The sequence below is a fragment of the Bifidobacterium sp. ESL0825 genome, from assembly GCF_052606465.1.
Window position 1 is genome coordinate 1,337,035 of sequence record NZ_CP199589.1, and the last position, 22,443, is coordinate 1,359,477.

The 22,443-nt window shown below is 59.1% G+C and carries 19 protein-coding genes; 8 read left to right on the forward strand and 11 right to left on the reverse strand.

Annotated elements, in window-relative coordinates; all coding sequences use genetic code 11:
• Window positions 1-8: 8 nt before the first annotated feature.
• Window positions 9-893, forward strand: a complete 885-nt coding sequence (locus tag ACUIAG_RS05805) for a sugar phosphate isomerase/epimerase family protein (protein WP_445339320.1) — start codon at window positions 9-11, stop codon at window positions 891-893.
• Between the two features lie 114 nt (window positions 894-1,007).
• Here ACUIAG_RS05805 and ACUIAG_RS05810 read toward each other — a convergent pair whose 3' ends face one another.
• The 4 genes from ACUIAG_RS05810 to ACUIAG_RS05825 form a co-directional block, all read right to left on the reverse strand.
• On the reverse strand, window positions 1,008-1,295 hold the full coding sequence (locus ACUIAG_RS05810) for a putative quinol monooxygenase (protein WP_445339321.1): 288 nt from the start codon (window positions 1,293-1,295) through the stop codon (window positions 1,008-1,010).
• Window positions 1,296-1,539: 244 nt separating this feature from the next.
• Window positions 1,540-2,481, reverse strand: coding sequence for a TIM barrel protein (locus tag ACUIAG_RS05815; RefSeq protein ID WP_445339322.1), 942 nt, complete (start codon window positions 2,479-2,481; stop codon window positions 1,540-1,542).
• A gap of 9 nt (window positions 2,482-2,490) precedes the next feature.
• Window positions 2,491-3,510, reverse strand: coding sequence for a Gfo/Idh/MocA family protein (locus ACUIAG_RS05820; RefSeq protein WP_261253554.1), 1,020 nt, complete (start codon window positions 3,508-3,510; stop codon window positions 2,491-2,493).
• Window positions 3,511-3,711: 201 nt separating this feature from the next.
• Window positions 3,712-4,602, reverse strand: a complete 891-nt coding sequence (locus ACUIAG_RS05825; protein ID WP_445339323.1) for a helix-turn-helix domain-containing protein — start codon at window positions 4,600-4,602, stop codon at window positions 3,712-3,714.
• Window positions 4,603-4,974: 372 nt separating this feature from the next.
• Here ACUIAG_RS05825 and ACUIAG_RS05830 point away from each other — a divergent pair, with 372 nt between their 5' ends.
• The 6 genes from ACUIAG_RS05830 (at window position 4,975) to ACUIAG_RS05855 (ending at window position 12,743) form a co-directional block, all read left to right on the forward strand.
• A complete protein-coding gene (locus tag ACUIAG_RS05830; RefSeq protein WP_445339324.1) occupies window positions 4,975-6,027 on the forward strand; it encodes a 3-isopropylmalate dehydrogenase in 1,053 nt (350 codons plus the stop codon).
• A gap of 142 nt (window positions 6,028-6,169) precedes the next feature.
• Window positions 6,170-7,039 carry a sugar phosphate isomerase/epimerase family protein gene (locus tag ACUIAG_RS05835; protein ID WP_445339325.1) on the forward strand — a complete coding sequence of 290 codons (870 nt, stop codon included), beginning with the start codon at window positions 6,170-6,172 and terminating at the stop codon, window positions 7,037-7,039.
• A 114-nt stretch (window positions 7,040-7,153) separates the two neighbouring features.
• A complete protein-coding gene (locus tag ACUIAG_RS05840) occupies window positions 7,154-7,942 on the forward strand; it encodes a sulfite exporter TauE/SafE family protein (protein ID WP_445339326.1) in 789 nt (262 codons plus the stop codon).
• Window positions 7,943-8,122: 180 nt separating this feature from the next.
• Window positions 8,123-10,771, forward strand: coding sequence for a pyruvate, phosphate dikinase (ppdK, locus tag ACUIAG_RS05845; RefSeq protein WP_445339327.1), 2,649 nt, complete (start codon window positions 8,123-8,125; stop codon window positions 10,769-10,771).
• Between the two features lie 69 nt (window positions 10,772-10,840).
• Entirely contained in the window at window positions 10,841-11,704 is an 864-nt protein-coding gene (locus ACUIAG_RS05850) for a transketolase (RefSeq protein ID WP_445339328.1), read from the forward strand.
• A gap of 94 nt (window positions 11,705-11,798) precedes the next feature.
• Entirely contained in the window at window positions 11,799-12,743 is a 945-nt protein-coding gene (locus tag ACUIAG_RS05855; RefSeq protein WP_445339329.1) for a transketolase family protein, read from the forward strand.
• 139 nt (window positions 12,744-12,882) lie between these two features.
• On the opposite strand, the gene rho is transcribed toward ACUIAG_RS05855, so the two are convergent.
• The gene (rho, locus tag ACUIAG_RS05860; protein ID WP_445339330.1) at window positions 12,883-14,775 is read right to left on the reverse strand and encodes a transcription termination factor Rho; all 1,893 of its coding nucleotides are present in this window, start codon (window positions 14,773-14,775) and stop codon (window positions 12,883-12,885) included.
• A 195-nt stretch (window positions 14,776-14,970) separates the two neighbouring features.
• On the opposite strand from rho, the gene ACUIAG_RS05865 reads away from it, so the two are divergent.
• On the forward strand, window positions 14,971-15,633 hold the full coding sequence (locus ACUIAG_RS05865) for a TetR/AcrR family transcriptional regulator (RefSeq protein WP_445339331.1): 663 nt from the start codon (window positions 14,971-14,973) through the stop codon (window positions 15,631-15,633).
• A 61-nt stretch (window positions 15,634-15,694) separates the two neighbouring features.
• On the opposite strand, the gene ACUIAG_RS05870 is transcribed toward ACUIAG_RS05865, so the two are convergent.
• The 6 genes from ACUIAG_RS05870 to gatC all read right to left on the reverse strand — a co-directional run bounded on the left by ACUIAG_RS05870 (window position 15,695) and on the right by gatC (window position 22,413).
• Window positions 15,695-17,284 (reverse strand): NAD(P)/FAD-dependent oxidoreductase, encoded by a 1,590-nt coding sequence (locus ACUIAG_RS05870; protein WP_445339332.1) that lies wholly within the window; start codon window positions 17,282-17,284, stop codon window positions 15,695-15,697.
• A 138-nt stretch (window positions 17,285-17,422) separates the two neighbouring features.
• Entirely contained in the window at window positions 17,423-17,737 is a 315-nt protein-coding gene (locus ACUIAG_RS05875) for a DUF2469 domain-containing protein (RefSeq protein WP_015022511.1), read from the reverse strand.
• A complete protein-coding gene (locus tag ACUIAG_RS05880; protein WP_313836367.1) occupies window positions 17,734-18,786 on the reverse strand; it encodes a GNAT family N-acetyltransferase in 1,053 nt (350 codons plus the stop codon). Before ACUIAG_RS05880 ends, ACUIAG_RS05875 begins: the two co-directional genes overlap by 4 nt.
• A gap of 245 nt (window positions 18,787-19,031) precedes the next feature.
• Window positions 19,032-20,534, reverse strand: a complete 1,503-nt coding sequence (gene gatB, locus ACUIAG_RS05885) for an Asp-tRNA(Asn)/Glu-tRNA(Gln) amidotransferase subunit GatB (protein ID WP_024626926.1) — start codon at window positions 20,532-20,534, stop codon at window positions 19,032-19,034.
• A gap of 24 nt (window positions 20,535-20,558) precedes the next feature.
• Complete coding sequence (gatA, locus tag ACUIAG_RS05890; RefSeq protein WP_445339333.1) at window positions 20,559-22,112, reverse strand: Asp-tRNA(Asn)/Glu-tRNA(Gln) amidotransferase subunit GatA; 1,554 nt, start codon at window positions 22,110-22,112, stop codon at window positions 20,559-20,561.
• Between the two features lie 4 nt (window positions 22,113-22,116).
• Window positions 22,117-22,413 (reverse strand): Asp-tRNA(Asn)/Glu-tRNA(Gln) amidotransferase subunit GatC, encoded by a 297-nt coding sequence (gene gatC, locus ACUIAG_RS05895; protein WP_015022515.1) that lies wholly within the window; start codon window positions 22,411-22,413, stop codon window positions 22,117-22,119.
• Window positions 22,414-22,443 lie beyond the last annotated feature (30 nt).

Genomic DNA, 22,443 nt, shown 5'->3' on the forward strand with positions numbered 1-22,443 from the left:
GGAGCGACATGGCTCTCATCAGCATGAATCAGACCGTGACCATGTACGGCAACGTACGAACCGATATACGTCTGGCCAAGGAGGCCGGCTACGACGGCATTGACCTGCAGACACCCAAACTCTACCGTTACCTGGACAAGGGATTCACTGCAAAGAGCCTGCTGCCCCTGCTTGACGGGCTCGCGGTCAGCGACATCGGGTCCATTCAGGACATCGAGCGGGAGGGATCCGCTGCCAGGGATCTGATGGACGAGGTGCGACGCATGTGCCAGGTGGCCTCTGAACTGGGGGCCCAGTACATCCAACTGTGCACAGGACCGGGACGGTGGGAGGTGGTCGAGGACTATGCTGCGGGCAGGCTCGCCGATGATGACCCCCGATACCGAGGCTTCCTTGGCCGAGATGAGGCAGAGATGATCCGCGTTACTGCTCAAAACGTCCAAGAGGCAGCAGACATCGCAGCCGACTTCAACCTGGGCATCTACCTGGAACCCTTGGCCTGGGCTCCGCTGAACCGCTGCAGGCAGATACTGGAGGTCATCGATCAGGCTTCCAGGCCCAACGTCGGCTTGGCAGTGGATACCTGGCAGTTCTATTCGGCCGGGGATACGCCTGACGACGTGCGGGCCCTGCCAGGCGATCTGATCAAGGCCGTCCATGTCTCTGACGGACTGGCTCTGACCCCCGGCAAGGATGTGGCCAACATGGACATCTACCGCAACACCATGATCGGAGGCGGCGTCATCCCCCTGCAGGAATGGCTGGATGCCGTGAAATCCACTGGCTTCGACGGCTGGTATTGCCCCGAGATCTTCTCCGACAGGGCCAGCGAAGAGGATATGGCGACCATGGCCACCATCACCCGGCAGACCATAGCCAGCCTTCTCTACTGAAACTTGCAGCTAAACAGCCCGGCCCCGGCAAGGTCTACAGCATTGCAGATCTTACCGGACCGGGCTGTTCTCTATGAGATCATCCGTTGATACGCCAATGTCGGCAGGCGAGAATCAGACCAGCTGCCTGCTGATGATGTCCTGAACGCCCTCCTCAGTCAGGTCGCACATCTTAGGGAAAAGCGTCTTGAAATGTTGGCTCTGGCAGTGGGCTTCATGGCTGCCGGGCGTGGGCCAGAACTCAATGAAGGCAAATTCGTTGTGATTATCCACTCGCTGAACAAAGTGGTAGCCGCCGCATTCCGGCTCAGCGGCTGACTTACGAGCGAGCTCGGTCATCACATTCAGGAACTCGTCCATGTTCTCGTCCTTGACATGAACCGTGGCGTAAATTACTTCCATGACTTGTATCCCTTTCAGACAAACACATCCGCACGCCGACTATTGGCGGTTTACGACATACGACGACCGCCGGCAAATCGGCCAGGAGCGGGGGGGGGGGGCATCGGTTCGATCAGAACGGCTGAACGCAAAAGCCGGACTTACTGCCCCACTTCGCCCCTGGGCCTATTGAAAAAGAAAAACCGGCGTCCGACAGTATTCGGATACACATCGCCAGACACCGGTTCTGTTCACATGTTGAGAATCAGAGAGTACCCAGACCGCAGGAAGCGAGATACTCGCGGGTCTTGATCGCATTAGGCAGAGGGAAGGAGGGATCGGCAGGGTAGAGGTCCTGCTCGCAAATCACATACATCTCCTTGTCCAAGGCTGCCAAGGCATCGACCAGCTTCTGCATATCAGGTTCGCCAGCTGGTGGCGTCACCGATGCGCCGCGGGCCACCGCTTCACCGAAGGGCCAGTCCTTCTCATGGGCTTCCTTGACCAAAGCCGGGTCGAAAGCCTTGATGTGAACGTAGGTGATCCTTTCAGGGTACTTCCTGACCATCTCGATGGGGTCGCCGCCGCCGTACACGATATGGCCGGTATCCAGGCACAGATTCACATATTCAGGATCCGTGTTCTCGAAGATCCGGGCGATCTCCTCAGGGGTTTCGATATGGGAATCGCCGTGAGGATGCAGGACCATCTTCAGCCCATAGTCCTCCTTCATGATCTTGCCCAGCTTGTTGGCATTGGTGATATAGGTGTTCCAAGCCTCGGGGGACAGGACGCGGTCATCGGTCCACTCCCAGGTCTTGTCATCACGGTAAAGCGGCGGCAGGTGCACGATGTACTCTGCTCCGACAGCGGCATGGGTCTCGGCGATCTCGCGGAAGTGCCGCTCGGTCTCAGGCCACTGATCCGGCTTGTGCAGGACTCCCCAGCTGGTTCCCGCCACTACCTTCATTCCGTATTCGTCGGTCCAGGCATTGAGCTCCTTGGGGTCCTTGGGAAAATAACCCCAGGGGCCTGTTTCAAGAATCTCGAATCCTGCCTCAGCCATCTCCTTCATTGTCTGACGGGGAGGAAGCTGCTTGTCGTCATTGTCGAACCAGACACCCCACTGGTCCGGGCATACGCCGATGGACAGCTTGGAGTACTTGGGATCCTTCAGATTGCGAGCCTTGCCCTTGTTGTTCAACATGATCGCGCCTTACTGCTCTTGGAAGAAGGACGGGGTCTCGGGCAGCTCGATCTTCTTGCGGACGCCGCCCTCGTCACGGGACGCGAAGAGCGCATCGCAGGTCACGCAGGCGATGAGGCCATCCCATGATGTGGGACCGGTCAGCTGGTCGGCGTTGATGCCGTCGACGAAGGCCTGCATCTCGCGGTCATAAGCTTCCTTGAAACGCACGGTGAAGTCATTGGGGATGGACTCGCGTTCGGACTCGGCCACCTTGACGATGGTGTTCTGCGGAGCATGCAAGGCGATCTCGCCCTCCTCGCAAACCACGCGGCAGTTGATGTCGTAACCCATGTGGTTGCAGACGAAGACCTCCAAGTCGATGTGGACGCCGGACTTGGTATCCATCTCGATGATCTGCGGATCGTGCAGTCCCTTGTGGGTGTGGCGGGTCTGCTTCTTGGGCAGGAAGCAGAAGACCGAGTCGTAGTCCTCGCCCAGCAGCCAGTGCAGCACGTCAACCTCATGGATGGCAGTCTCCACAATGGCCATATCGGAGTTGTAGTTGAGCGGGGTGTCCTCATTGCGGTGGGCGCAATGAATCAGCAGGGGCTCACCGTAGGTCTTGTTCTGAATGGCCTGCTTGATCTCCTGGTAGCCCTGATCGAAGCGGCGCATGAAGCCCACCTGGACCAGACGCTTACCTCCGGCGATCTCGGCATCGACCACGCGACGGCAGCCGGCAGCGGAAGTGGTCAAAGGCTTCTCGCTGAGCACATACTTCTTCTGCTTGATGGCTTCAAGAACAAACTGCTCATGGGTCTCATGAGGCAGGGTCGCCACCACGACAGCGTCGATGTCCGGGGAGTCAATCAGGTCCTTGCCTGTTGCATAGACCTTGGCCCCGTACAGATCGGCCATCTTCTGAGCTCGTTCCGGAATCAGATCGCAGACCCCGGCGAGAGTGGCACCGTTGATTCTGGTCGAAAGACGCTTGGCATGGTCGGAGCCCATGGTTCCAACACCGATGATTCCAATACGTAGTGTCATCTTCGTTCACTTTCCCTTGTCGATGTAATTGCTATCGCTGTAATTACTGTGCTATTGAGGGAGCTGCACTGCGTCCCTCTCATTGCATCGTAGGGTGCCATGCACTCCCCGACTGCTGCCAATCGACCGGGAAAACATCTTTTCTTATCTTCCCTGCAGAAATCAGAATATTGGGCATCGCCATTTCAGAAAATCTGCAGATTATGAAAAATTCCGCCGGAACTCAGAAGGCGAGACACCCACAAGCTTCTTGAAAGAGGACGAGAAGTGCGAGCTCACCGTAAATCCGCACTCCTTGGTGATCTGGGCGATGGGGATCTTGCTGGTCGTCAGCAGGTATTTGGCATGCGAAATCCGGCACTCCAGGACGAATTGATGCACACCCATGTCCAAATGCCGTTTAAATGCATGGGAGAGCTGTGACTCGCTCGTATTCAGAATCTTGCTGAGCGCATGGATGGATACATCCGAGTCGAAGTGCCTATTGATGTATCGTATGGCCGCTGACAGATCCGGGGGTACATTGTCGTCATAGTGCACCTCCAGACTTTCATCGACTCGGTGTGTAAGCAGCACCAGCACATGCTCCAAACGGCGGTGGAGCAACTCGTCCAACTGTCTTCGCGGCAGTGACGCATCCCCGGAGCGCATCTGGTCCAGTATGGAGATCAGTTCATCCCCGGCATCTTGAGAATCGGTGAACAGGGGACCGTTGACATCCTGCAGATAGTCAGCGTATGCCTGTACGCCGTTGCCCTGAAAATGCAGGTATGAGAATCGCGTCAGCCCGCTTGACCTGTAATCATTATGGTTTTTGCAGTCCAGCAAAACAACGTCTCCTGCGTGAGCTGTAAATGAAGCACCCTCATAGACATAATCAAGACTGCCTGACTCAATGAAAAACAGCAGGAAGGAGTTCATATACTCACGCTTGCAGGCATAGTCCGAATTGACCCGGTATGTCCCGCCCCACAGCGGATGGAGGAAGACGGCGCGCGCCAGCCTTCCTGCGTCATTTATCTGTATGGCTTTCTTCCCAAGAATGCCGGATTCATCCGCCGGTATCCACTTTTTATAATCCTTAGGTGTCATATCCCACGATCCCCTTTACTCGCATCATTGCCAGTTCAGGTCCATGAATTGTGCTTTTATTGCTTTATTCTATCCAATTGCATTGTTGGAATGCTGTCTGCTCCATGTACCCTTCCCCAGGCGACACCCAAGGACCGATACACAAAAAACAACAGAAAGTACGGATATTCTGCCTACCGCCTGTCGAATGATCCGATGCATTTTCATGTTATGCAGCTATTGGACAGACCTCTACCTACTTTGATAAGTAAATCAAGTATATGGCGAATTTTCAATCTAAATATGCAAATTTTGATATAAAAATCCCGTATATCGGTGTTTTCAAGGGTTTTTCGATTGCCATATCGTCAGGTAGTCATTAACATGAAGGGCATGAATACTCAAACATCAACGAGGATATTGGACGTCGCGGTCATTCCCGGTGACGGAATCGGCCGTGAAATCGTGCCGGTCGCGCAAGCTGTACTCAAGGAAGCCGTTGGCGACAGCGTCTCGTTCAACTATACCGATTATGATTTGGGAGCGGATCGATACCTGCGTGACGGCACCCTCATCACAGATGACCAGCTCAAGGACATGGACCAAAAGGACGCCATACTCCTGGGGGCTGTCGGCGATCCTCGAGTCAAGTCAGGGATTCTGGAGCGCGGCCTGCTGCTCAAACTCCGCTTCGCATTCGACCAGGCCATCAACATGCGGCCTTCCAAACTCTACCCTGGCGTCAAATCCCCCCTGGCCAACCCCGGCGACATCGACTTCGTCGTCATCAGAGAAGGTACGGAAGGCCTCTATTCCGGCATGGGCGGTCTGCTGCGCATGGGCACTGAGCACGCCATAGCCACCGAGACCTCGATGAACACCGAATTCGGCATCGAGAGGGCGGTGAGGTTTGCCTTCGAACTGGCTCGCAAGCGCGGAGGCAAGAAGCACGTAACCATGGTCAACAAGACCAACGTGCTCTACTATGCCGGTCAACTCTGGCTGTGGGTCATGGACAAGGTCGGCAAAGAGTACCCTGACGTGACCTATGACTACCTGCATGCCGATGCCTGCACCATATTCCTGGTCACTGACCCCTCCCGGTTCGACGTGATTGTGACCGACAACCTCTTCGGCGACATCATCACCGACGAGGCCGGCGCAGTTGTGGGCGGAATCGGCTATTCGGCATCAGCCAACATCAATGTGACCGACGAACATCCCTCCATGTTCGAACCCATCCACGGCTCCGCCCCCGACATTGCGGGCAAGGGCATAGCCAACCCTTCGGCCACAGTCCTGTCTGCCGCCATGCTCCTGCAGCACTTCGGGTACGACAAAGCAGCCGCCCGCATCGATCGCGCTGTGGAAGCGGATGCGGAGGAGAACTCCTCACGCAAACGCAGCACTGATCAAATCGGCCAGGACATCATCGCAAGACTGTAAATAAGCAGCAACACACCTGTAAGCGCTCCGGAGGATTGAAACTCCGAACTCCGGGCGTCTAACTACCCTATCCGCAGCGAGGATGCCGACGGACAGGACGAACCAGGGGCATCCATAAGTTCCGACAACGAGGTTAGACGATATGAAAATCGCATTGGATCCCACACCATTCCATCCGGATCTGCCATTCCTGGATCTGCCCGAGGCGGTAGCGGACGCAGGCTATGAGTATATGCAGCTGGCTCCACACGATGCCTTCCTGCCGTTCTATGTGCACCCCAAGGCGGACGACGAACTAGTCAAGGAATTCGCGGCCGCCCTGAAGAAAGCGCATGTTGAGCTGTGCTCGCTGCTGCCGGTCTACAGGACCTCCTGGCCCGACGAGCGAGAGCGGCAGACAGCCGTGCGCAATTGGAAACGGGCCATCGAAATCGCAGCTCTGCTGGACGTGCACGTCATCAACAGCGAATTCAGCGGCATACCGGAGCGCTATGAGGAGTCCGAGGCTGCCTTCTACGCGACCATGGAGGAGATACTGCCTCTGCTTGAGCGGGAAGGCATCCGCATCAACTTCGACCCGCACCCCTACGATTTTGTCGAGAACGGCGTCGATGCACTGAGGATCACCAGAGGCCTGAACAGTCCGCTGGTCGGCGCGGTCTACGTGGCTCCTCACACCTTCCACTACGGCAATAATGTGGACGGGATCACCGCCCTGGCCGGCAAACGACTCAGGACGGTCTATATTTCGGACAGTTATGACCATCATCGTTCGCATGATCTTCGCTATATAGCCAATCCCCCAGGGACCAACGCCCGCGTTCACCAGCACCTGAAAGTGGGAGACGGCGATGTGGACTTCAAGGCCCTGTTCGCCGCCCTGAAGAAGAACGGGTTCCTGGACCGGGAGGATTCCATCATTGTCTCCAACGTATTCGCCGAGGACGAGACCGCCCATGAAACGTCCGTCTACCAGCGTGAAACCATAGAACGCCTGGTGGCGGAAGCCTGAACGCAACTGCCTGTTTCCTCAGGAGTTGCCATGTCGGCCGACACTGATGTGACGCAGTGTCGGCCGACGCATCTTCTTATAAAGAGCGCGCGCCAACAAAGGAAGTGACCTAACATGAGCCTCTGGCTGATCATCGGTTTGGCGGCGGCTGCTGTCCTGATCGGCCTGGACAAGTCGTTGATACCAGGCTCAGCCATCCTGGCTGTGGCCGCTCTGGCGTCACTGATGCCCGCCAAAGAAGCCACCGAGCTGACGCTGATCATGGCTGTCGTCGCTGACTGGACCGCCATCTGGGCCTACCGGCATGACATTGTGCTGGCTTCCCTGCTTAGACTGCTGCCGACTGTGACCATAGGCATCCTTGCCGGCGTCTGGTTCTTGTATCACGCTGACAATGACGCGACCAAAAAGATTATAGGGGTCATACTTGCCTGCTTCATTGCGCCTTACTTCCTCTCGCGCATAAGGTCCGCGCTGAAAACGCGGCAGAGGGGCAAGAGTCAAGCCCCCCAAGTCGAAACCAGAAACAAGAACAGGCAGAAGCAGTGGATAAGCGTGGCATTCCACATGCTCTGCGGCGTTCTGGCGGGTTTTACCACCATGGTGGCCAATGCCGGAGGACCGGTCACAGCCGTCTATTTCAGCAGCGAGCGGTTGCCGGTCAAGCAATTCCTAGGCACCACGGCAGCTTTCTACTTAGTGGTGAATATGGTGAAGCTGCCTTTCGCAGTCGGACTGAACACAACCAACAGAGAAACCGCGCTTGCCCTTCTATGCGTTCTCCCGCTCACATTGCTCGCCGTCTTCTGCGGCAGGCTGATCGCCGGCCACGTCAACCAGGAAGCCTTTACTGCGGCAATCTATATCTTCGCAGTCATCGCCGTCATCAACCTTCTGGTCTGAAAGGCGCCATTATGGCAACAGTACCGATTCCTGCACAAAAATTGGCAGAACGCTCCCAATCTCAGCAAAAGACCAAGACGGACTTGAATCTGGCTGAAGGCTTACTACCTTTGCCAATGCCGAGAACAAACACAGCGCGTGTTGTCTATTCAACGCCATCGATCCAATGAGGGAAATGCTATGCGCAACACTACAGAACAATTCGTGTACAAGCTGTCTGAAGGCGATGCCTCCATGCGTGATCTGCTGGGAGGCAAGGGAGCCGGTGTGGCCGAGATGACCAAACTCGGCATGCCTGTGCCCGAAGGTTTCACTATCACCACGCAGGCCTGCAGAAGCTATCTATCCGGATCCAATGACATCAGCCAGGAAATCCACGAGCAGGTGCTGAGCAGTCTGTCCGATCTGGAGAAAGCCACTGGCAAGCGACTCGGGGACGGCGTCAATCCCCTGCTGGTATCGGTCAGATCAGGAGCTCAGGTCTCCATGCCCGGCATGATGGACACCATCCTCAATCTGGGACTGAACGAAGAGGTGGTGCAGGCTCTGATCAGCAAGACCGACAACCCCCGCTGGGCCTGGGACTCCTACCGCCGGTTCATTCAGATGTACAGCAATGTAGTGATGGGCTTTCCCGAGGAAGTCTTCGAACAACGCATCTCCGAGCGCAAGACAGGGCGACAGGTCAGCAGCGACAACGACCTGGATGCCGAGGACATGGAATGGCTGGCCCGTCGTTTTCTGGACGACTACAAGCAGCAGGAAGGCCACAAGTTCCCGACCGATCCCACCATCCAGCTCTTCGAATCCATCAAGGCAGTCTTCAGATCCTGGAACAACCCCCGCGCGGTCTACTTCAGGCAGATCAACGGCATCCCCGACGACCTGGGCACCGCTGTGACAGTGCAACGCATGGTCTTCGGCAACCTGTCGCAGGACTCCGGAACAGGGGTGGCTTTCTCCCGTAATCCGATCACCGGAGAGAAAGGCTTGTTCGGGGAGTATCTGATGAATGCCCAGGGCGAGGATGTCGTGGCAGGGATCCGCACCCCCGAGCCACTCAGCACGCTCTCCGAGCGAAGCCCCGAAATTTACCAGACCTTTGTCAACATCGCCCATAAGCTTGAGCTCCATTACCGGGATATGCAGGACATGGAGTTCACCATCGAAGAGGGCCGTCTCTACATGCTGCAGACGCGAAACGGCAAACGCGCTCCTCAGGCTGCCTTCCAGATAGCGAGTGACCTGGTCGATGAAGGCGTGCTCACCCAGGAGGACGCGGTAAGTTCGATAGACCCCCTGCAGGTCAGTGCGCTCCTGCACCCACGCTTCGACCCCGCCGCCTTGCAGACCGGCAAGGAACTTGGAACCGGCCTGCCCGCCTCACCAGGAGCAGCCACTGGAAGGGTGGTGTTTTCGGCCGAGGCCGCACAGGCCTGGAGCAGGCGCGGCGAACAGGTGATCCTGGTCAGACGTGACACCACGCCCGAGGATATCGTGGGCATGCACCGTGCGGAGGGGATTCTGACCTCCCGCGGGGGCATGACCAGTCACGCCGCCGTGGTGGCCAGGGGGATCGGGCGCTGCTGCGTATCGGGCCTGTCCCGCCTGGAATTCACGGATGACGGCCGCTGTCGCCTAGCAAACCATGACATAAAGGAAGGCGATTGGATCTCCTTGGATGGGGAAACAGGAAAGGTCTATGCGGGAAAATTGACCACACTACCCTCCTGCGAGACCGGGCCCTTCGCACGCGTGATGTCATGGGCTGACCGTTTCCGCCGCATGGAGGTCAGGGCTAATGCGGACACGCCGGAAGATGCTCGGCGTTCACAGGAGCTGGGTGCTGAGGGAATCGGCCTGTGCCGCACCGAGCATATGTTCTTCCAGCCCGATCGCATCGAGGCCATCAGACGGATGATAGTGGCAGCAGACGAAGAAGAACGTCAGGAAGCTCTCGATGCCCTCCTGCCCATGCAACGCGAGGACTTTACCGCCATGTATGAGGCCTTGGGCGGAAGGCCGATGACTGTCAGACTGATTGATCCGCCACTGCACGAGTTCCTGCCCAAAACCGCTCAAGCAGTTGAAGCCCTGGCAAAGGCGACCGGGCATACAGCCGAAGAGATCAAAGACACTGCTGACGAACTGACCGAGGTCAATCCCATGCTGGGACACCGGGGATCCCGCCTGGCAGTCACCTACCCCGCCATCGCCCGCATGCAGACCCGGGCCGTAGTGGAAGCCGCCATCCAGGTCAAGCACCAACACCCGGACTGGTCCCTTGCTCCAGAAATCATGGTGCCTCTGGTCAGCGAACCGGCGGAATTCGAATACGTCAAGCAGATTGTGGAGGAGACGGCAAACCAGGTCATCAGGGAATCCGGGCTTCCCATGTACTGCTCGGTCGGAACCATGATCGAAACCCCAAGGGCGGCACTGCTGGCCGGTGATATAGCAGCCGGCGCTGAATTCTTCTCTTTCGGCACCAATGACCTTACCCAGATGACCTTCGGGCTCAGCAGGGACGATGCTGGCTCTTTCCTGCAGGACTATTACGACAAGGGGCTTCTGCAGGAGGACCCCTTCTCCCATCTGGATCAAGCGGGGGTCGGCAGGCTGGTTGAGATGGCGGTGAAGTATGGCAAACGCACCCGTCCGAACCTGAAGGTCGGCATATGCGGCGAGCACGGCGGGGACCCCTCCTCCATCGAATTCTGCGAGCGCATTGGCCTGGACTATGTATCCTGCTCAACCTACCGGGTACCGGTGGCAAGACTGGCCGCAGCCCAAGCCAGTCTGGGAAGGCATGCGCCCGAACGCAGGTAGGACAGCGATCAGGAAAACCGAACACCGCTGCAATAACGACCAATCTGTATAAACAGTAAGGAAAGCAACATGAATGAAAGCACCGATGCGGACAAGGTCAGGGAACTCAAGCAGTTCGCTGGTCGGATCAGACAGGAGACGGTCAAGGAAATCTCGGCCTTCGGGACCGGCCACGTAGGCGGATCCCTGTCGATAGCCGACCTCTTGGCCGTCCTATACGGACAGGAGATGAACATCAAGCCCGAGGACCCGCACTGGACCGACCGGGACTGGTTTGTCCTCTCCAAGGGCCACTGTGCTCCGGCCCTGTACGCCACCCTCGCCCTGCGCGGATACTTCCCCATTGATTGGCTGAATACTCTCAACCGCAACGGGACCAACCTTCCCAGTCATGCCGACAGACTCAAGGTTCCCGGGGTGGACGTAACCGCCGGGTCCCTGGGTCAGGGAGCCTCAGTGGCCGCCGGTGTTGCTCTGGGACTGAAAATGGAGGGCCGGGACAACAAGGTCTATCTGGCCATAGGAGACGGCGAGAGCCAGGAGGGGCAGATTTGGGAGATGGCCCTCTTCGCCGCCCAGCATCGCCTGGGCAATCTCATTGCTTTCATGGACTATAACGGCCTGCAGCTGGACGGATACTGCAAGGACATCTGCTCCTTGGGAGATGCCGCAGCCAAGTTCGAGGCTTTTGGATGGCAGGTCGTTGACGTTCCCGATGGCAATGACGTCTCATCCATCCTTCAAGCTTTGAAAGCAGTCAGCAGCAAGGGTGGAAAGGCCGACGGCCAACCTTCAATGATCGTGCTTCACACGGTCAAAGGCCTGGGATGGTCCGAGATTGCCGGAACTCCAAAGAGCCATTCAACATCGATCAACAAGCAGGAGCGTGACCAGGCCTTGGCTGAAATCCAAGCAATGATGGATGCAGCCTAAGCGTGGGATCCATGAGCACGAACCCAATTGCACAAGGACAGATGAAGAGGGAACAGGAATGATAGAGCGTACATTAAAAAATGAGAAACAGGAAATGCGACAGGCCTTCTGCCAATGCCTCCTCGATCTGGCGGCCAACGAGGAGCGCTTGGTCCTGCTGGATGCTGATTTAATGAGCGCTATGGGCACCAAACCCTTCCAAGAGGCCTACCCCGAAAGGACGGTGGACTGCGGCATCCAGGAAGCCAACATGATCGGCACGGCAGTCGGGCTCTCCCTGACCGGAAAAATACCCTTCGCACACACCTTCGCCTCCTTCATGAGCCGGAGAGCCATGGACCAGATCTTCATTTCCGGCGCCTACAGCAAGGCCAATGTCAAACTCATTGGCTCCGACCCGGGTATTACGGCCAAGACCAACGGCGGCACCCACATGTCCTTCGAGGATATGGGGATCATGAGGGGCATCCCCTCAATGACCGTTCTGGAAGCCACCGACATCACCATGCTGAAGTGGATAATGGGTTGGATGGCTCAAAACTACGGCATGCAATACATGCGGCTGGTACGCAAGCAGTGCGTCAAGGTCTATCGGGAGGGAACTTCCTTCCAAATAGGAAAAGCCGTGCAGCTCATCAATCAGTTCGATGCACAGGCGACCATCATCGCCAGCGGCGTCTGCGTGGCTGAATCCATCAAAGCCGCCCGCACCCTTAGCGATGAAGGCATAGGGGTCCGCATCCTCGACATGTTCACCTGGAAGCCATTGGACAATCAGGCCGTGATCGATGCAGCCAGGCAGACCGGGGCTATCGTGACCGCCGAGAACCACAATGTCAACACAGGCCTGGGTGCTGCCGTCAGCGAAGCAGTGGCAAGCAGCTGTCCGGTTCCTATCGAATTCATTGGAGTGCATGACCGATTCGGCCAGGTCGGCGACCAGGACTATCTGGCTCAGCAGTACGGAATGACCGCCAAAGACATTGTAGAAGCCGTCAGAAAAGTCGTCGATAGAAAACGCCTGTATCTTCACCGCTGACATCTGATACGTCACCGGAGCACAGAAGAGGGGCGGGGTGTCGGATTGCCGGCACCCTGCCCCTTATTGACCTGTGGCTTTACGCGAACTCCAGCCTGCAGCCCTGGACCGGGTTGCAGGCACGTTTACCGGATCAGTCCTACTTCTGAGCCAGCATGGACTGGTTGATGGCCGCCAGGAAGTCCCGGTTGGTGGCAGTCTTCTTCAGCCTGGGCACCAGGGTCTGGTAGGCCTGCTCGGTCTCCATGCCGCCCAGAAGGCGACGCAGCCGGTAGACCACAGCCAGCTCCTCGGGCGCGGTGATCAGCTCTTCGCGCCGGGTGCCGGAGGCGTTGATGTCGATGGCGGGGAACATGCGCTTGTCGGCCAGGTCCCTGGTCAGCCTCAGCTCCATGTTGCCGGTGCCCTTGAACTCCTCGAAGATGACCTCGTCCATCTTGGACCCGGTTTCCACCAAGGCCGATGAGATGATGGTCAGGGAGCCGCCGTTCTCGATGTTGCGGGCGGCGCCAAAGAAGCGCTTGGGCGGATAGAGGGCCTGAGCATCCACGCCGCCGGAGAGGATGCGGCCGGAGGCGGGAGCCGAGATGTTGTAGGCGCGGGCCAGACGGGTCATGGAATCCAGCAGGACCACCACATCCTGCCCAAGCTCCACCAGGCGCTTGGCCCGTTCGATGGCCAGCTCGGCCACGGTGGTGTGATCGCTGGCTGGGCGGTCGAAGGTGGAGGAGATGACCTCGCCCTGGACCGTGCGCTCCATGTCGGTGACCTCCTCGGGCCGCTCATCCACCAGGACCACCATCAGATGCACCTCAGGGTTGTTGGCAGTGATGGAGTTGGCGATGGACTGCAGGGTCAGGGTCTTGCCGGCCTTGGGCGGCGAAACGATCAGACCGCGCTGGCCCTTGCCGATGGGGGCGACGATGTCGATCAGACGACCGGTGATGTTCTTGGGCTGGGTCTCCATCCGCATGCGCTCCTGCGGGTAGAGGGGGGTCAGCTTGTTAAAGTGAGGGCGCCCTGCTGCATCCTCCACGCTCATGCCGTTGATGGTGTCGATGGCCTGCAGAGGGACGAATTTCTGGCGCTGATTGCGATGCTCGCCCTCGCGAGGGGGACGGATGGATCCATGCACGGCATCGCCCTTGCGCAAGCCGTACTTCTTGACCTGACCCATGGAGATGTAAACGTCGTTGGGACCAGGCAGGTAGCCGGAGGTGCGCACGAAGGCGTAGGAGTCCAGCACATCCACAATGCCGGCTACGGGGACCAGATCCTCGGGCTTGAAGTTCTCCCTGGGCTCATAGTCACGATCCCGGCCGCTGCTGCGGTGGTTGTTGCGATTGCGTCGGTCATTGCGGTCATTGCGGTCATTGCGATCGCCCCGGTTTCGACGATCATAGCCGTTGTGCCGGTAGTCACGCCCCTCCTCGCCGCGATCCTCGTAGCTGCGCCGACGAGGACGGTCATTCCGTGAGGGCAATGCTGCCAGAATGTCGTCCAAATTTCGCACTGAACCGGAGCCGGAGCCTTCGCGCTCCTCGCCATGCTCACGCTCGTTCCGGCCACGGTTGGTATGGGAGCCCCGGGATGAATCCGTGTTGCGGTGACGCCGCCGGGATATGACCACGTTCTCCTCGTCGGCCACGGTATGGGGGAAGCGGTTCCGGTGCTCGCTATGGCCGCTCTTATGATCGTCAATGCCCAAAACATCGAAGAGGTCTCCGACAGGATGATCATCCTTGGATTCCTTGGTCTCCGTGGACTCCTGTCCGCCTTCCGCGGAGGACTTCGCCTCCTGGTTCGTCGGCTGCTGCTGATCGGCGGCCTGGCCTCCCTTGGCCACGGCGGCCGCAGCCTTGGGCTTGCCAACGGTTACTCCCTCAGGGGCCTTGCCGCCCGAGCGTGCCGCCTCGATCGTCTCGATCAGGACAGGCTTGCGCATGCCGGAAATACCGCGCAACCCCAGCTGCCTGGCCAGTTCCTTGAGTTCGGGCAGCTTCATGGAATGAATATCTTGGCTTGTTGCCACTGTTGTATTGCCTTTCCTTCGCTATGCCTAATTAGGCTAGGCAAATAGCTTGAGAATAGTGCGGGGGTACCGCTCATGAAAATTCGATGCCGACTCGGCTTATCGAACTTCCATAAGCCTACAACGAGTGCCCGACCGGTGCAAGGAACAGCCTGCGTGTCCAACAATTCATGGATAAGCCTCTAGACTGGGCATATGAATGACCGATCATCTCTGCGTGAACAACGGCGGAGCGAATTCGTAACCACCGCCATGCGGGTCTTCGACCGGAAAGGTGCTGCAAACACCTCCCTGCGCGACGTAATCCACGCCATGAACCACGGCAAGGGCGTGGGCATGAGCGTTTTCTATTACTATTTCACATCCAAGGACGACCTGATAGATGCCTGCGTGCGCACCTATCTGGCCTCTTATGTGGACCATGTGGTTGACATTCTGCAGGATGCTGACCTGAGCGTCCAAGAGGCGCTGGACGACATCTGCCCGCATCTGATACGGGCCATTTGGAAGATGGACGTCATCTTCGCGGACAAGGCCAACTGGTACAACTACCTGAGCACCAACAGCAATGTGATGGAGGGCTTCGTCAGGCAGATCATCGCTCCTTTGACCAAGGCCCTGGACCGCTGGCTGGATCGGGGCGACCTGCCGCAGACCCAGCTGATCCAAATAGCCAGCACCCGCACTGTGGCCTGGCTGATGGCCGACGGACTCTCGTCCATCGTCAGCAACGGCAGAGGACCCGCCGGACACCCGCAGATCAGAGAGGTGGTCCGCCAACGTGTCCGCGAGAGCGTAGCCTTCTTCTCGCAGCTGCTGGGCCTGCCCCTGAAGCCCCCAGCCATCGCCCTGTCATAAAACGACCAAGCCCCCGACCCTGCAGTCGGAGGCTTGGAGGAAAACGAAGACTGAGGTTTGCTTACTTCTCCTCGTGGTAGGACTTCTCGGTGTTGACGTTCCAGACGTTGGTCTTGTCGGTACGCCCCGATTTGATGTTGGCCACGGCCTGCATGGATGTGGCCATGGAGTGGTCCTGGTTGTTGTAGTGGTGCTGCCCGTTGCGGCCCACGCAGTAGAGGTTGCCGAAGGAGTCCAGCCATTTGACCAGCTCCGGCATCTGAGCGTAGGTGTCGAAGTAGGCCGGATAAGCTTTGACCACCCGCTCCCGGTGCGAGTCCAGCACATCGGCAGGACCGTTGATGATGCCCATCCGGGTCAGCTCCTTGATGGCGAAGTCAGTGGTCTCCTGATCGCTCATGCTCCAGAAGTCGTCGCCCTCCTTGCAGAAGTACTCCAGACCGATCCAGACAGTGCCATCCACATTCTTGACCATGTAGGGGCTCCAGTTGTTGAAGATCTGGATGCGGCCCATCTTGTAGCCAGGGTCCTGCACATAGATCCAGCAGTCGGGGACGATGGGCGGATCGCCCAAGGTCTTGATGGAGGTGGTGTTGCGGATGCGCAGGTGGCGGACCAAAAGGCCAACGGTCACGAAGTCGCGGTAGGGCAGGCCCTGAGCCACCCTGACCATTTCCTTGTCGGTGGAGGGCTCCTCGTGGGCGATGGCCTCGACCAGGTCCTTGATGGGCATGGAGGAGATGATCTGGTCAGCTTGCAGAGTCACTTCCTTGCCATCAGCGTTGCGATAGATCACTCCGGTCATGTGGCCCTCGCTCTGGGTCAGCCCGATCACACGCGCATCGGTGATCACGTGGACCCCGTGCTCGACATTGCGACGCTCCACGGTCTCCCAAAGCTGGCCTGGACCCAGCTTGGGGTACCAGAATTCCTCGATCAGGCTGGTCTCGACCTGATGGGCGTCGCGCTTCTTGGGCAGCAGCTTTTGGAAGGCGTTCTTGAGCACGCCCATGATGCTGAGCCCCTTGACCCGCTGGGCGCCCCAGTCGGCGCTGATCTCACGGGGGTGGCGGCCCCAAAGCTTTTCGGTGTAGCCCTCGAAGAACATGGAATAGAGCTTGCGACCGAAGCGGTTGATATAGAAGTTCTCCAGGTTGTCCTCAGGCAGCTTGTGGACGACGGACTTCAGATAGCTGAACCCGGCCTGCATGGTCAGCTTGAAGCCCATGGCCTTGAGTGTGTTGGGCGTCAAGGAGATGGGATAGTCGAAGAAGTGGTGGTTCCAGTAAATCCTGGAGACGCGATGACGCTTGAGCATGACTCGGTCCGTCTTTTCCGGGTCGGGGCCGCCGGGCTCCAGATCGTGGTGGCGGCCCAGTTTTTTATCGTCATAGGAGGGCGCGCCCTGCAGGGGCAGGACCTCCTTCCACCAGTCCATGATCCGGTCATCCTTGGAGAAGAACCGGTGGCCGCCGATATCCATGCGGTTGCCGTTGTGCCGAACCGTGCGTGAGATGCCGCCAAAGGCGTTAGTGGCCTCCAGCACAGTGACGTCATAGCGCTCGTCACCGCCGTCCTTGACCAGTTCCCATGCCGCTGTCAAGCCGGCGGGCCCTCCGCCGATGACGATCACGGACTGCTTGCGCTCCATGCCAACCTCCTGAAAACCATATAAAATCATCACCACTGTATCCGGATCGTCCCCAGTCAGAAGCTGCTGAAGGACTTCCCTCACGAATTCCCGCCATTGCGTGGAACAAACGTGATGATGCTCGCCCTTGCGCGACGCTTAACCCAACGAATCAGGGATATCGATGTCTGTCTTCTGCACTTCCTCCACATTGACATCCTTGAAAGTGACGATCCGGACGTTCTTGACGAACCGGCTGGACCGGTAGACATCCCAGACCCAGGCATCGGTCAGCCGGACATCGAAGTAGACGTCCTGCCCCGCGGATCGGACGTTGAAGTCCACCTTGTTGGCCAGGTAGAATCGCCGCTCGGTCTCGACTACGTAGGTGAACAGCTTGATCACGTCCCGGTACTCGCGGTACAGGGCCAGTTCTGCGTTGGTCTCGTAGTTGTCGAGATCCTCAGCACTCATCGGCTACCTCCATTCGCGCGATCACGGCCATGGCCAAGCGTACGCCACCAGGCGCGTTTGGATCGTTTGGCCTCAGCCGACCCATAGGCCCAATCCGAGGCCGTATGCTCCTCGTCGGACTGCCCGGCAACAGACTCTTTGGAACCGGACTCCTCCCCCGCATCCTCAGCGTCCGTCTGACCAGGGCCCGCCTTCTCATCATTCCTGCCATCGGGTCCTGCATGGCCATCAGCAGATTTTCCTGAATGCAAACCACTCTTCGGGGCCAGACTGATCTGTTCGCTTGATGTCCGCGAATCCTGAGATGCCGAGGTGGACTCTTTAAACTTGGCTTCGCTTATGCCTCCATCCTCATCCGCTGCGTATCCGTGTGCAACAAGGGCTTCGGCCACACCAGGATTTTCACGGATGACATGCATGCCGAAAGCATTCAGAGAACGAATGGGATCATATTCGTCAACCAAGGCGTCCATGACGATCTGATCCTGATACTTGCCGTTCTCAGCGTCCCAGAGCGCATCACGGGAGGTGCCCGAGATCATGAATCCCAGGGACTGGTAGACGGAGATGGAGCGTGTGTTTTTCTCTGGCACAGCCACCCAGATCCGGTGCAGGCCCAGACCCGTAGGAGCGGCAGCGTACCCGTAGGTCATGATTCTGGGCATGGCATCCCGGGAGTAGCCGCGCCCGCGGAAGTGCCTGCCCAGGACCACCTGGATCCTGGCTGAGCGCGACCAGCCGTCCACGTCGATCAGGAAGATCATGCCAATGACTCCCTTGGTGGCATCGGCATCGGGCGAGCCATCCTGGTCGGTGTCCGCGTCAGTGACCATGGCCCAGGCCAAGGTGCGGCGGGACTCGGGGTCGCCCACGCCAGAATCACGGGCAGCCAGACCCTTGGACCAGGCCACCGACCTACGCACCCAGGCGTTGACGACGGCTCGTTCGGCGTTAGGTCCCTTACCGGTGATGCCGGTGGAATTGTAGAAGGCCTCCAGCTGATCCATTGCCGTCAGATCGGCGATGACCGCCGGACGCAGGTGCAACATCTCGCCCCGGATATAGGGGATCTCGATTCGGTCGGGCAGCTGTCGGCTCGCCACGTCGTCAGGTCTCTCAGCTTGCGTTTGCGGTCGGTCATTGCCCCTGCCGCTCATAGACATCACGTCACCTCCATGATCGCCACCTTGCGATGGCAATCAATTGTAATCCCTCGCCCCTGGGAAAACCATGAGAAGCCGGGCAGGTCCGCCGGTCTGAGCCCGATGGAATCAGGCCGGCGGACCGGGCCTGATCAGGACTTAGCGATGCGCTCCATGACGATCTTGCTGACTGCCTTGGCATCGGCCTGACCTTTGGTAGCCCGCATGACCGCTCCGATAATAGCGCCCATGGGCTTCATATTGCCGCCCTTGAGCTTGGCCACGATGTCCGGGTTGTCCTTGAGGGCCTGATCGACGGCTGCGTCCAAAGCCCCGTCATCCGAAACCACCTGGTAACCGTGCTTCTTGACGACCTCGGCCGGCTTGCCCTCGCCTGCCAACACGCCGGAGACGGTCTGCTTGGCCAGCTTGTCATTGAGCTTGCCGTCAGCAATCAGCTGCTCCACTTCAGCGACATCCTGAGCCGAGATGGGCAGCTCCTGCAGACTGACCCCACGGGCGTTGGCTTCGCGCGAAATCTCGCCCAGCCACCACTTGCGGGCTCCGGCAGCCGTGGCGCCGGCCTTGACCGTATCCTCGATCAGATCCACGGCATCGGCGTTGACCGCATCCTGCATTTGCCGGTCGGTGAAGTCCCACTCCTTCTTGAGACGGGCGCGGCGTTCGCGCGGCATCTCAGGCATCTGGGCCTTGAGCTCTTCAATATGGTCCTTGGTCACATGGACCATGACCAGGTCAGGGTCGGGGAAGTACCGGTAATCGTTGGCATCGGTCTTGACCCGGCCGCCGGCAGTGGTCTGCGTGGACTCATCCCAGTGGCGGGTCTCCTGCAGCACCTCCCCGCCGGACTCCAGCAGGGCGGCCTGACGGCGGATCTCATAGGTCAGCGTCTTCTCGATGCCCTTGAAGGTGTTGACATTCTTGGTCTCCGACCGGGTTCCCAGAGGGGCGTCCGGCCCGGCGTGCAGGGAGACGTTGACATCAGCGCGCATGTTGCCCTGCTCCATCCGGGCGTGGGAGATGCCCAGGGCCCGGACAATGTCTCTGATGGCCCTCACGTAGGCCCCGGCCACCTCGGGGGTCCGTGCGCCGGCGCCCTCGATGGGCTTGGTCACGATCTCGACCAGGGGGACACCGGCACGGTTGTAGTCCACCAGGGAGTGGTCGGCGCCTTCGATGCGGCCGTCTGCCCCGCCTACGTGGGTATTCTTGCCGGCGTCGTCCTCCACATGGGCCCGCTCGATGGGCACACGGAAAATGCTGCCGTCGTCCAGCTCCACGTCCAGATAACCCTCGCCATTCAGGGGCTTGTCATACTGGGAGATCTGATAGTCGCGGGGCATGTCCGGGTAGAAGTAGTTCTTCCTGGCGAACTGGCTCCACTCGTTGACCTTGCAGTGCAGAGCCAGGCCCAGCTTGACCGCATAGTCGATGGCGGTCTTGTTGACCACCGGCAGGCTGCCAGGCAGGCCTAGGGAGACCGGGGTCAGCTGGGTGTTGGGCTCGCCGCCGAACTCGATATGAGCCGGGCAGAAGAGCTTGGTGTTGGTGCAGAGCTCGACATGGACCTCCAGGCCGAACACCGGGTCGTACTTGGCCACGGCATCGGCGTACTTCATCAGTTTTTCAGCCATTATGATTCAGTTTCCTTCCGATGCCTACTTGGTCGAATCCTGAGCCAGGCCATCCAGCCAGGGGGTGGACAGCTTCTTGGAGATGGGTCCGCCCCACTGCTCCTCCAGGGCCGCCTCAAGAGCGGCGGCAGGCCGGTACATGACCTCGTCGCGCATCTGGGGGGCGAAGAACTGGAAGCCGACAGGCAGCCCGTCGTCGCTGAGCCCGGCAGGAATCGACATGGCCGGAGTGCCAGCCAGGTTGGCCGGGATGGTGGCCACGTCGTTCAGGTACATGGCCAACGGGTCGTCCATCTTCTCGCCAAAGCGGAAGGCCGTGGTCGGCGACGTGGGCGAGACCAGGACATCGGCCTGCTCGAAGGCCTTCTCAAAGTCGCGGATGACCAGGGTGCGGACCTTCTGGGCCGAGCCGTACCAAGCGTCATAGTAGCCAGCAGACAGGGCATAGATGCCCAGGATGATCCTGCGCTTGACCTCGTCGCCGAACCCGGCTTCACGGGTGGCGGCCATCATGTTGGCAGCCGTCTGGGGGACGCCCTCGGGGGGCATGACCCGCAGGCCGTAGCGCATGCCGTCGTAACGGGCCAGGTTGGAGGAGACCTCGGAAGGCATGATGATGTAGTAGGCGGCCAGCGCGTAGGGGAAGTGCGGGCAAGAGACCTGGACCACCTCGGCGCCCATGGATTCCAGCAGCGAGACGGCCTCGTTGAAGCGAGCCTCGACGCCGGGCTGATAACCCTCGCCGCCCAGCTCCTTGACCAGACCCACCTTGAGACCCTTCAGATCACGCTTCTGGCCCTGACGAGCAGCCTGTGCCAGAGGGGGAACCGGCTTGGGAATGGAAGTGGAGTCTCGACGGTCATAGCCACCGATGACCTCCTGCAGCAGGGCCGCATCCAGCACGGACCGGGAAACCGGACCGATCTGATCCAGGGAGGAGGCCATGGCGATGGCCCCGAACCGGGAGACGCCGCCATAGGTGGGTTTGACACCCACGGTGCCGGTCAGGGATCCGGGCTGGCGAATGGACCCGCCGGTGTCGGTGCCCAGGGCCAGCGGAGCCTCAAAGGAGCCGACAGCCGAGGCCGAGCCGCCGCCTGAACCACCCGGGACCCGCTCGGTGTCCCAGGGGTTGTGTGTGGTCTTGAAGGCCGAGTGCTCAGTGGAGGAACCCTGGGCGAACTCATCCAGGTTGGTCTTGCCCAGAATAGGCATCCCCGCGGCCTTGAGCTTCTTGATGACGGTGGCATCGTAAGGCGGCACCCACCCCTCAAGGATCCTGGAGGCGGCCGTAGTGGGGATGCCCTCGGTGACGATCATGTCCTTGATGGCAATGGGAACGCCAGCCAGCTCCGGCAACCCCTCGGTGCCTTCACGAGCCAGACGCTGGTCGAAGGCATCGGCCTGCTCTAGGGCCCGATCGGCGCTGACCTGCAGAAATGCATCAATGCTGGGCTCGGCAGCCTCGATCACATCCAGATGAGCCTGAACCAGTTCACGGCTGGAGACCTGCCCAGACCGCAGCTGCGCGGCCATGTCGGAGGCGGATTGCTTGACCAATTCTTCCTGTGCGCTCATCGTCTCACTCCTCACCCAGAATGCGCGGGGCCACAAACATGCCCGACTCGGTGACCGGGGCACCCGAAAGGGCAGCCTCCTGGGTCAGCGGCTCTTCAGCCTCATCGGGGCGCAGGTAGGCTTCCAGAGGAATGGGATTGGCAGTGGGGGGCACATCATCGCCGGCCACCTCCTGGACCTTGGTGATGGAATCGGCGATCACATTGAGCTCGCCCTTGAGGCGGTCGGCCTCCTGATCGGTCAAGGCGATTCGGGCCAGATCGCCCAAGTGCTTGATCTCTTCACGTGTAAAAGTTGGCATACCACTTATCATATGGGTGCTCTATGACAC

Coding starts and splice junctions, on each gene's coding strand:
- ACUIAG_RS05805 (WP_445339320.1), top strand. CDS start 9: ATGGCTCTCATCAGCATGAATCAGACCGTGACCATGTACGGCAACGTA.
- ACUIAG_RS05810 (WP_445339321.1), bottom strand. CDS start 1,295: ATGGAAGTAATTTACGCCACGGTTCATGTCAAGGACGAGAACATGGAC.
- ACUIAG_RS05815 (WP_445339322.1), bottom strand. CDS start 2,481: ATGTTGAACAACAAGGGCAAGGCTCGCAATCTGAAGGATCCCAAGTAC.
- ACUIAG_RS05820 (WP_261253554.1), bottom strand. CDS start 3,510: ATGACACTACGTATTGGAATCATCGGTGTTGGAACCATGGGCTCCGAC.
- ACUIAG_RS05825 (WP_445339323.1), bottom strand. CDS start 4,602: ATGACACCTAAGGATTATAAAAAGTGGATACCGGCGGATGAATCCGGC.
- ACUIAG_RS05830 (WP_445339324.1), top strand. CDS start 4,975: ATGAATACTCAAACATCAACGAGGATATTGGACGTCGCGGTCATTCCC.
- ACUIAG_RS05835 (WP_445339325.1), top strand. CDS start 6,170: ATGAAAATCGCATTGGATCCCACACCATTCCATCCGGATCTGCCATTC.
- ACUIAG_RS05840 (WP_445339326.1), top strand. CDS start 7,154: ATGAGCCTCTGGCTGATCATCGGTTTGGCGGCGGCTGCTGTCCTGATC.
- ppdK (WP_445339327.1), top strand. CDS start 8,123: ATGCGCAACACTACAGAACAATTCGTGTACAAGCTGTCTGAAGGCGAT.
- ACUIAG_RS05850 (WP_445339328.1), top strand. CDS start 10,841: ATGAATGAAAGCACCGATGCGGACAAGGTCAGGGAACTCAAGCAGTTC.
- ACUIAG_RS05855 (WP_445339329.1), top strand. CDS start 11,799: ATGCGACAGGCCTTCTGCCAATGCCTCCTCGATCTGGCGGCCAACGAG.
- ACUIAG_RS05865 (WP_445339331.1), top strand. CDS start 14,971: ATGAATGACCGATCATCTCTGCGTGAACAACGGCGGAGCGAATTCGTA.
- ACUIAG_RS05870 (WP_445339332.1), bottom strand. CDS start 17,284: ATGGAGCGCAAGCAGTCCGTGATCGTCATCGGCGGAGGGCCCGCCGGC.
- ACUIAG_RS05875 (WP_015022511.1), bottom strand. CDS start 17,737: ATGAGTGCTGAGGATCTCGACAACTACGAGACCAACGCAGAACTGGCC.
- ACUIAG_RS05880 (WP_313836367.1), bottom strand. CDS start 18,786: ATGTTGCACCTGCGTCCGGCGGTCATCGCCGATCTGACGGCAATGGAT.
- gatB (WP_024626926.1), bottom strand. CDS start 20,534: ATGGCTGAAAAACTGATGAAGTACGCCGATGCCGTGGCCAAGTACGAC.
- gatA (WP_445339333.1), bottom strand. CDS start 22,112: ATGAGCGCACAGGAAGAATTGGTCAAGCAATCCGCCTCCGACATGGCC.
- gatC (WP_015022515.1), bottom strand. CDS start 22,413: ATGCCAACTTTTACACGTGAAGAGATCAAGCACTTGGGCGATCTGGCC.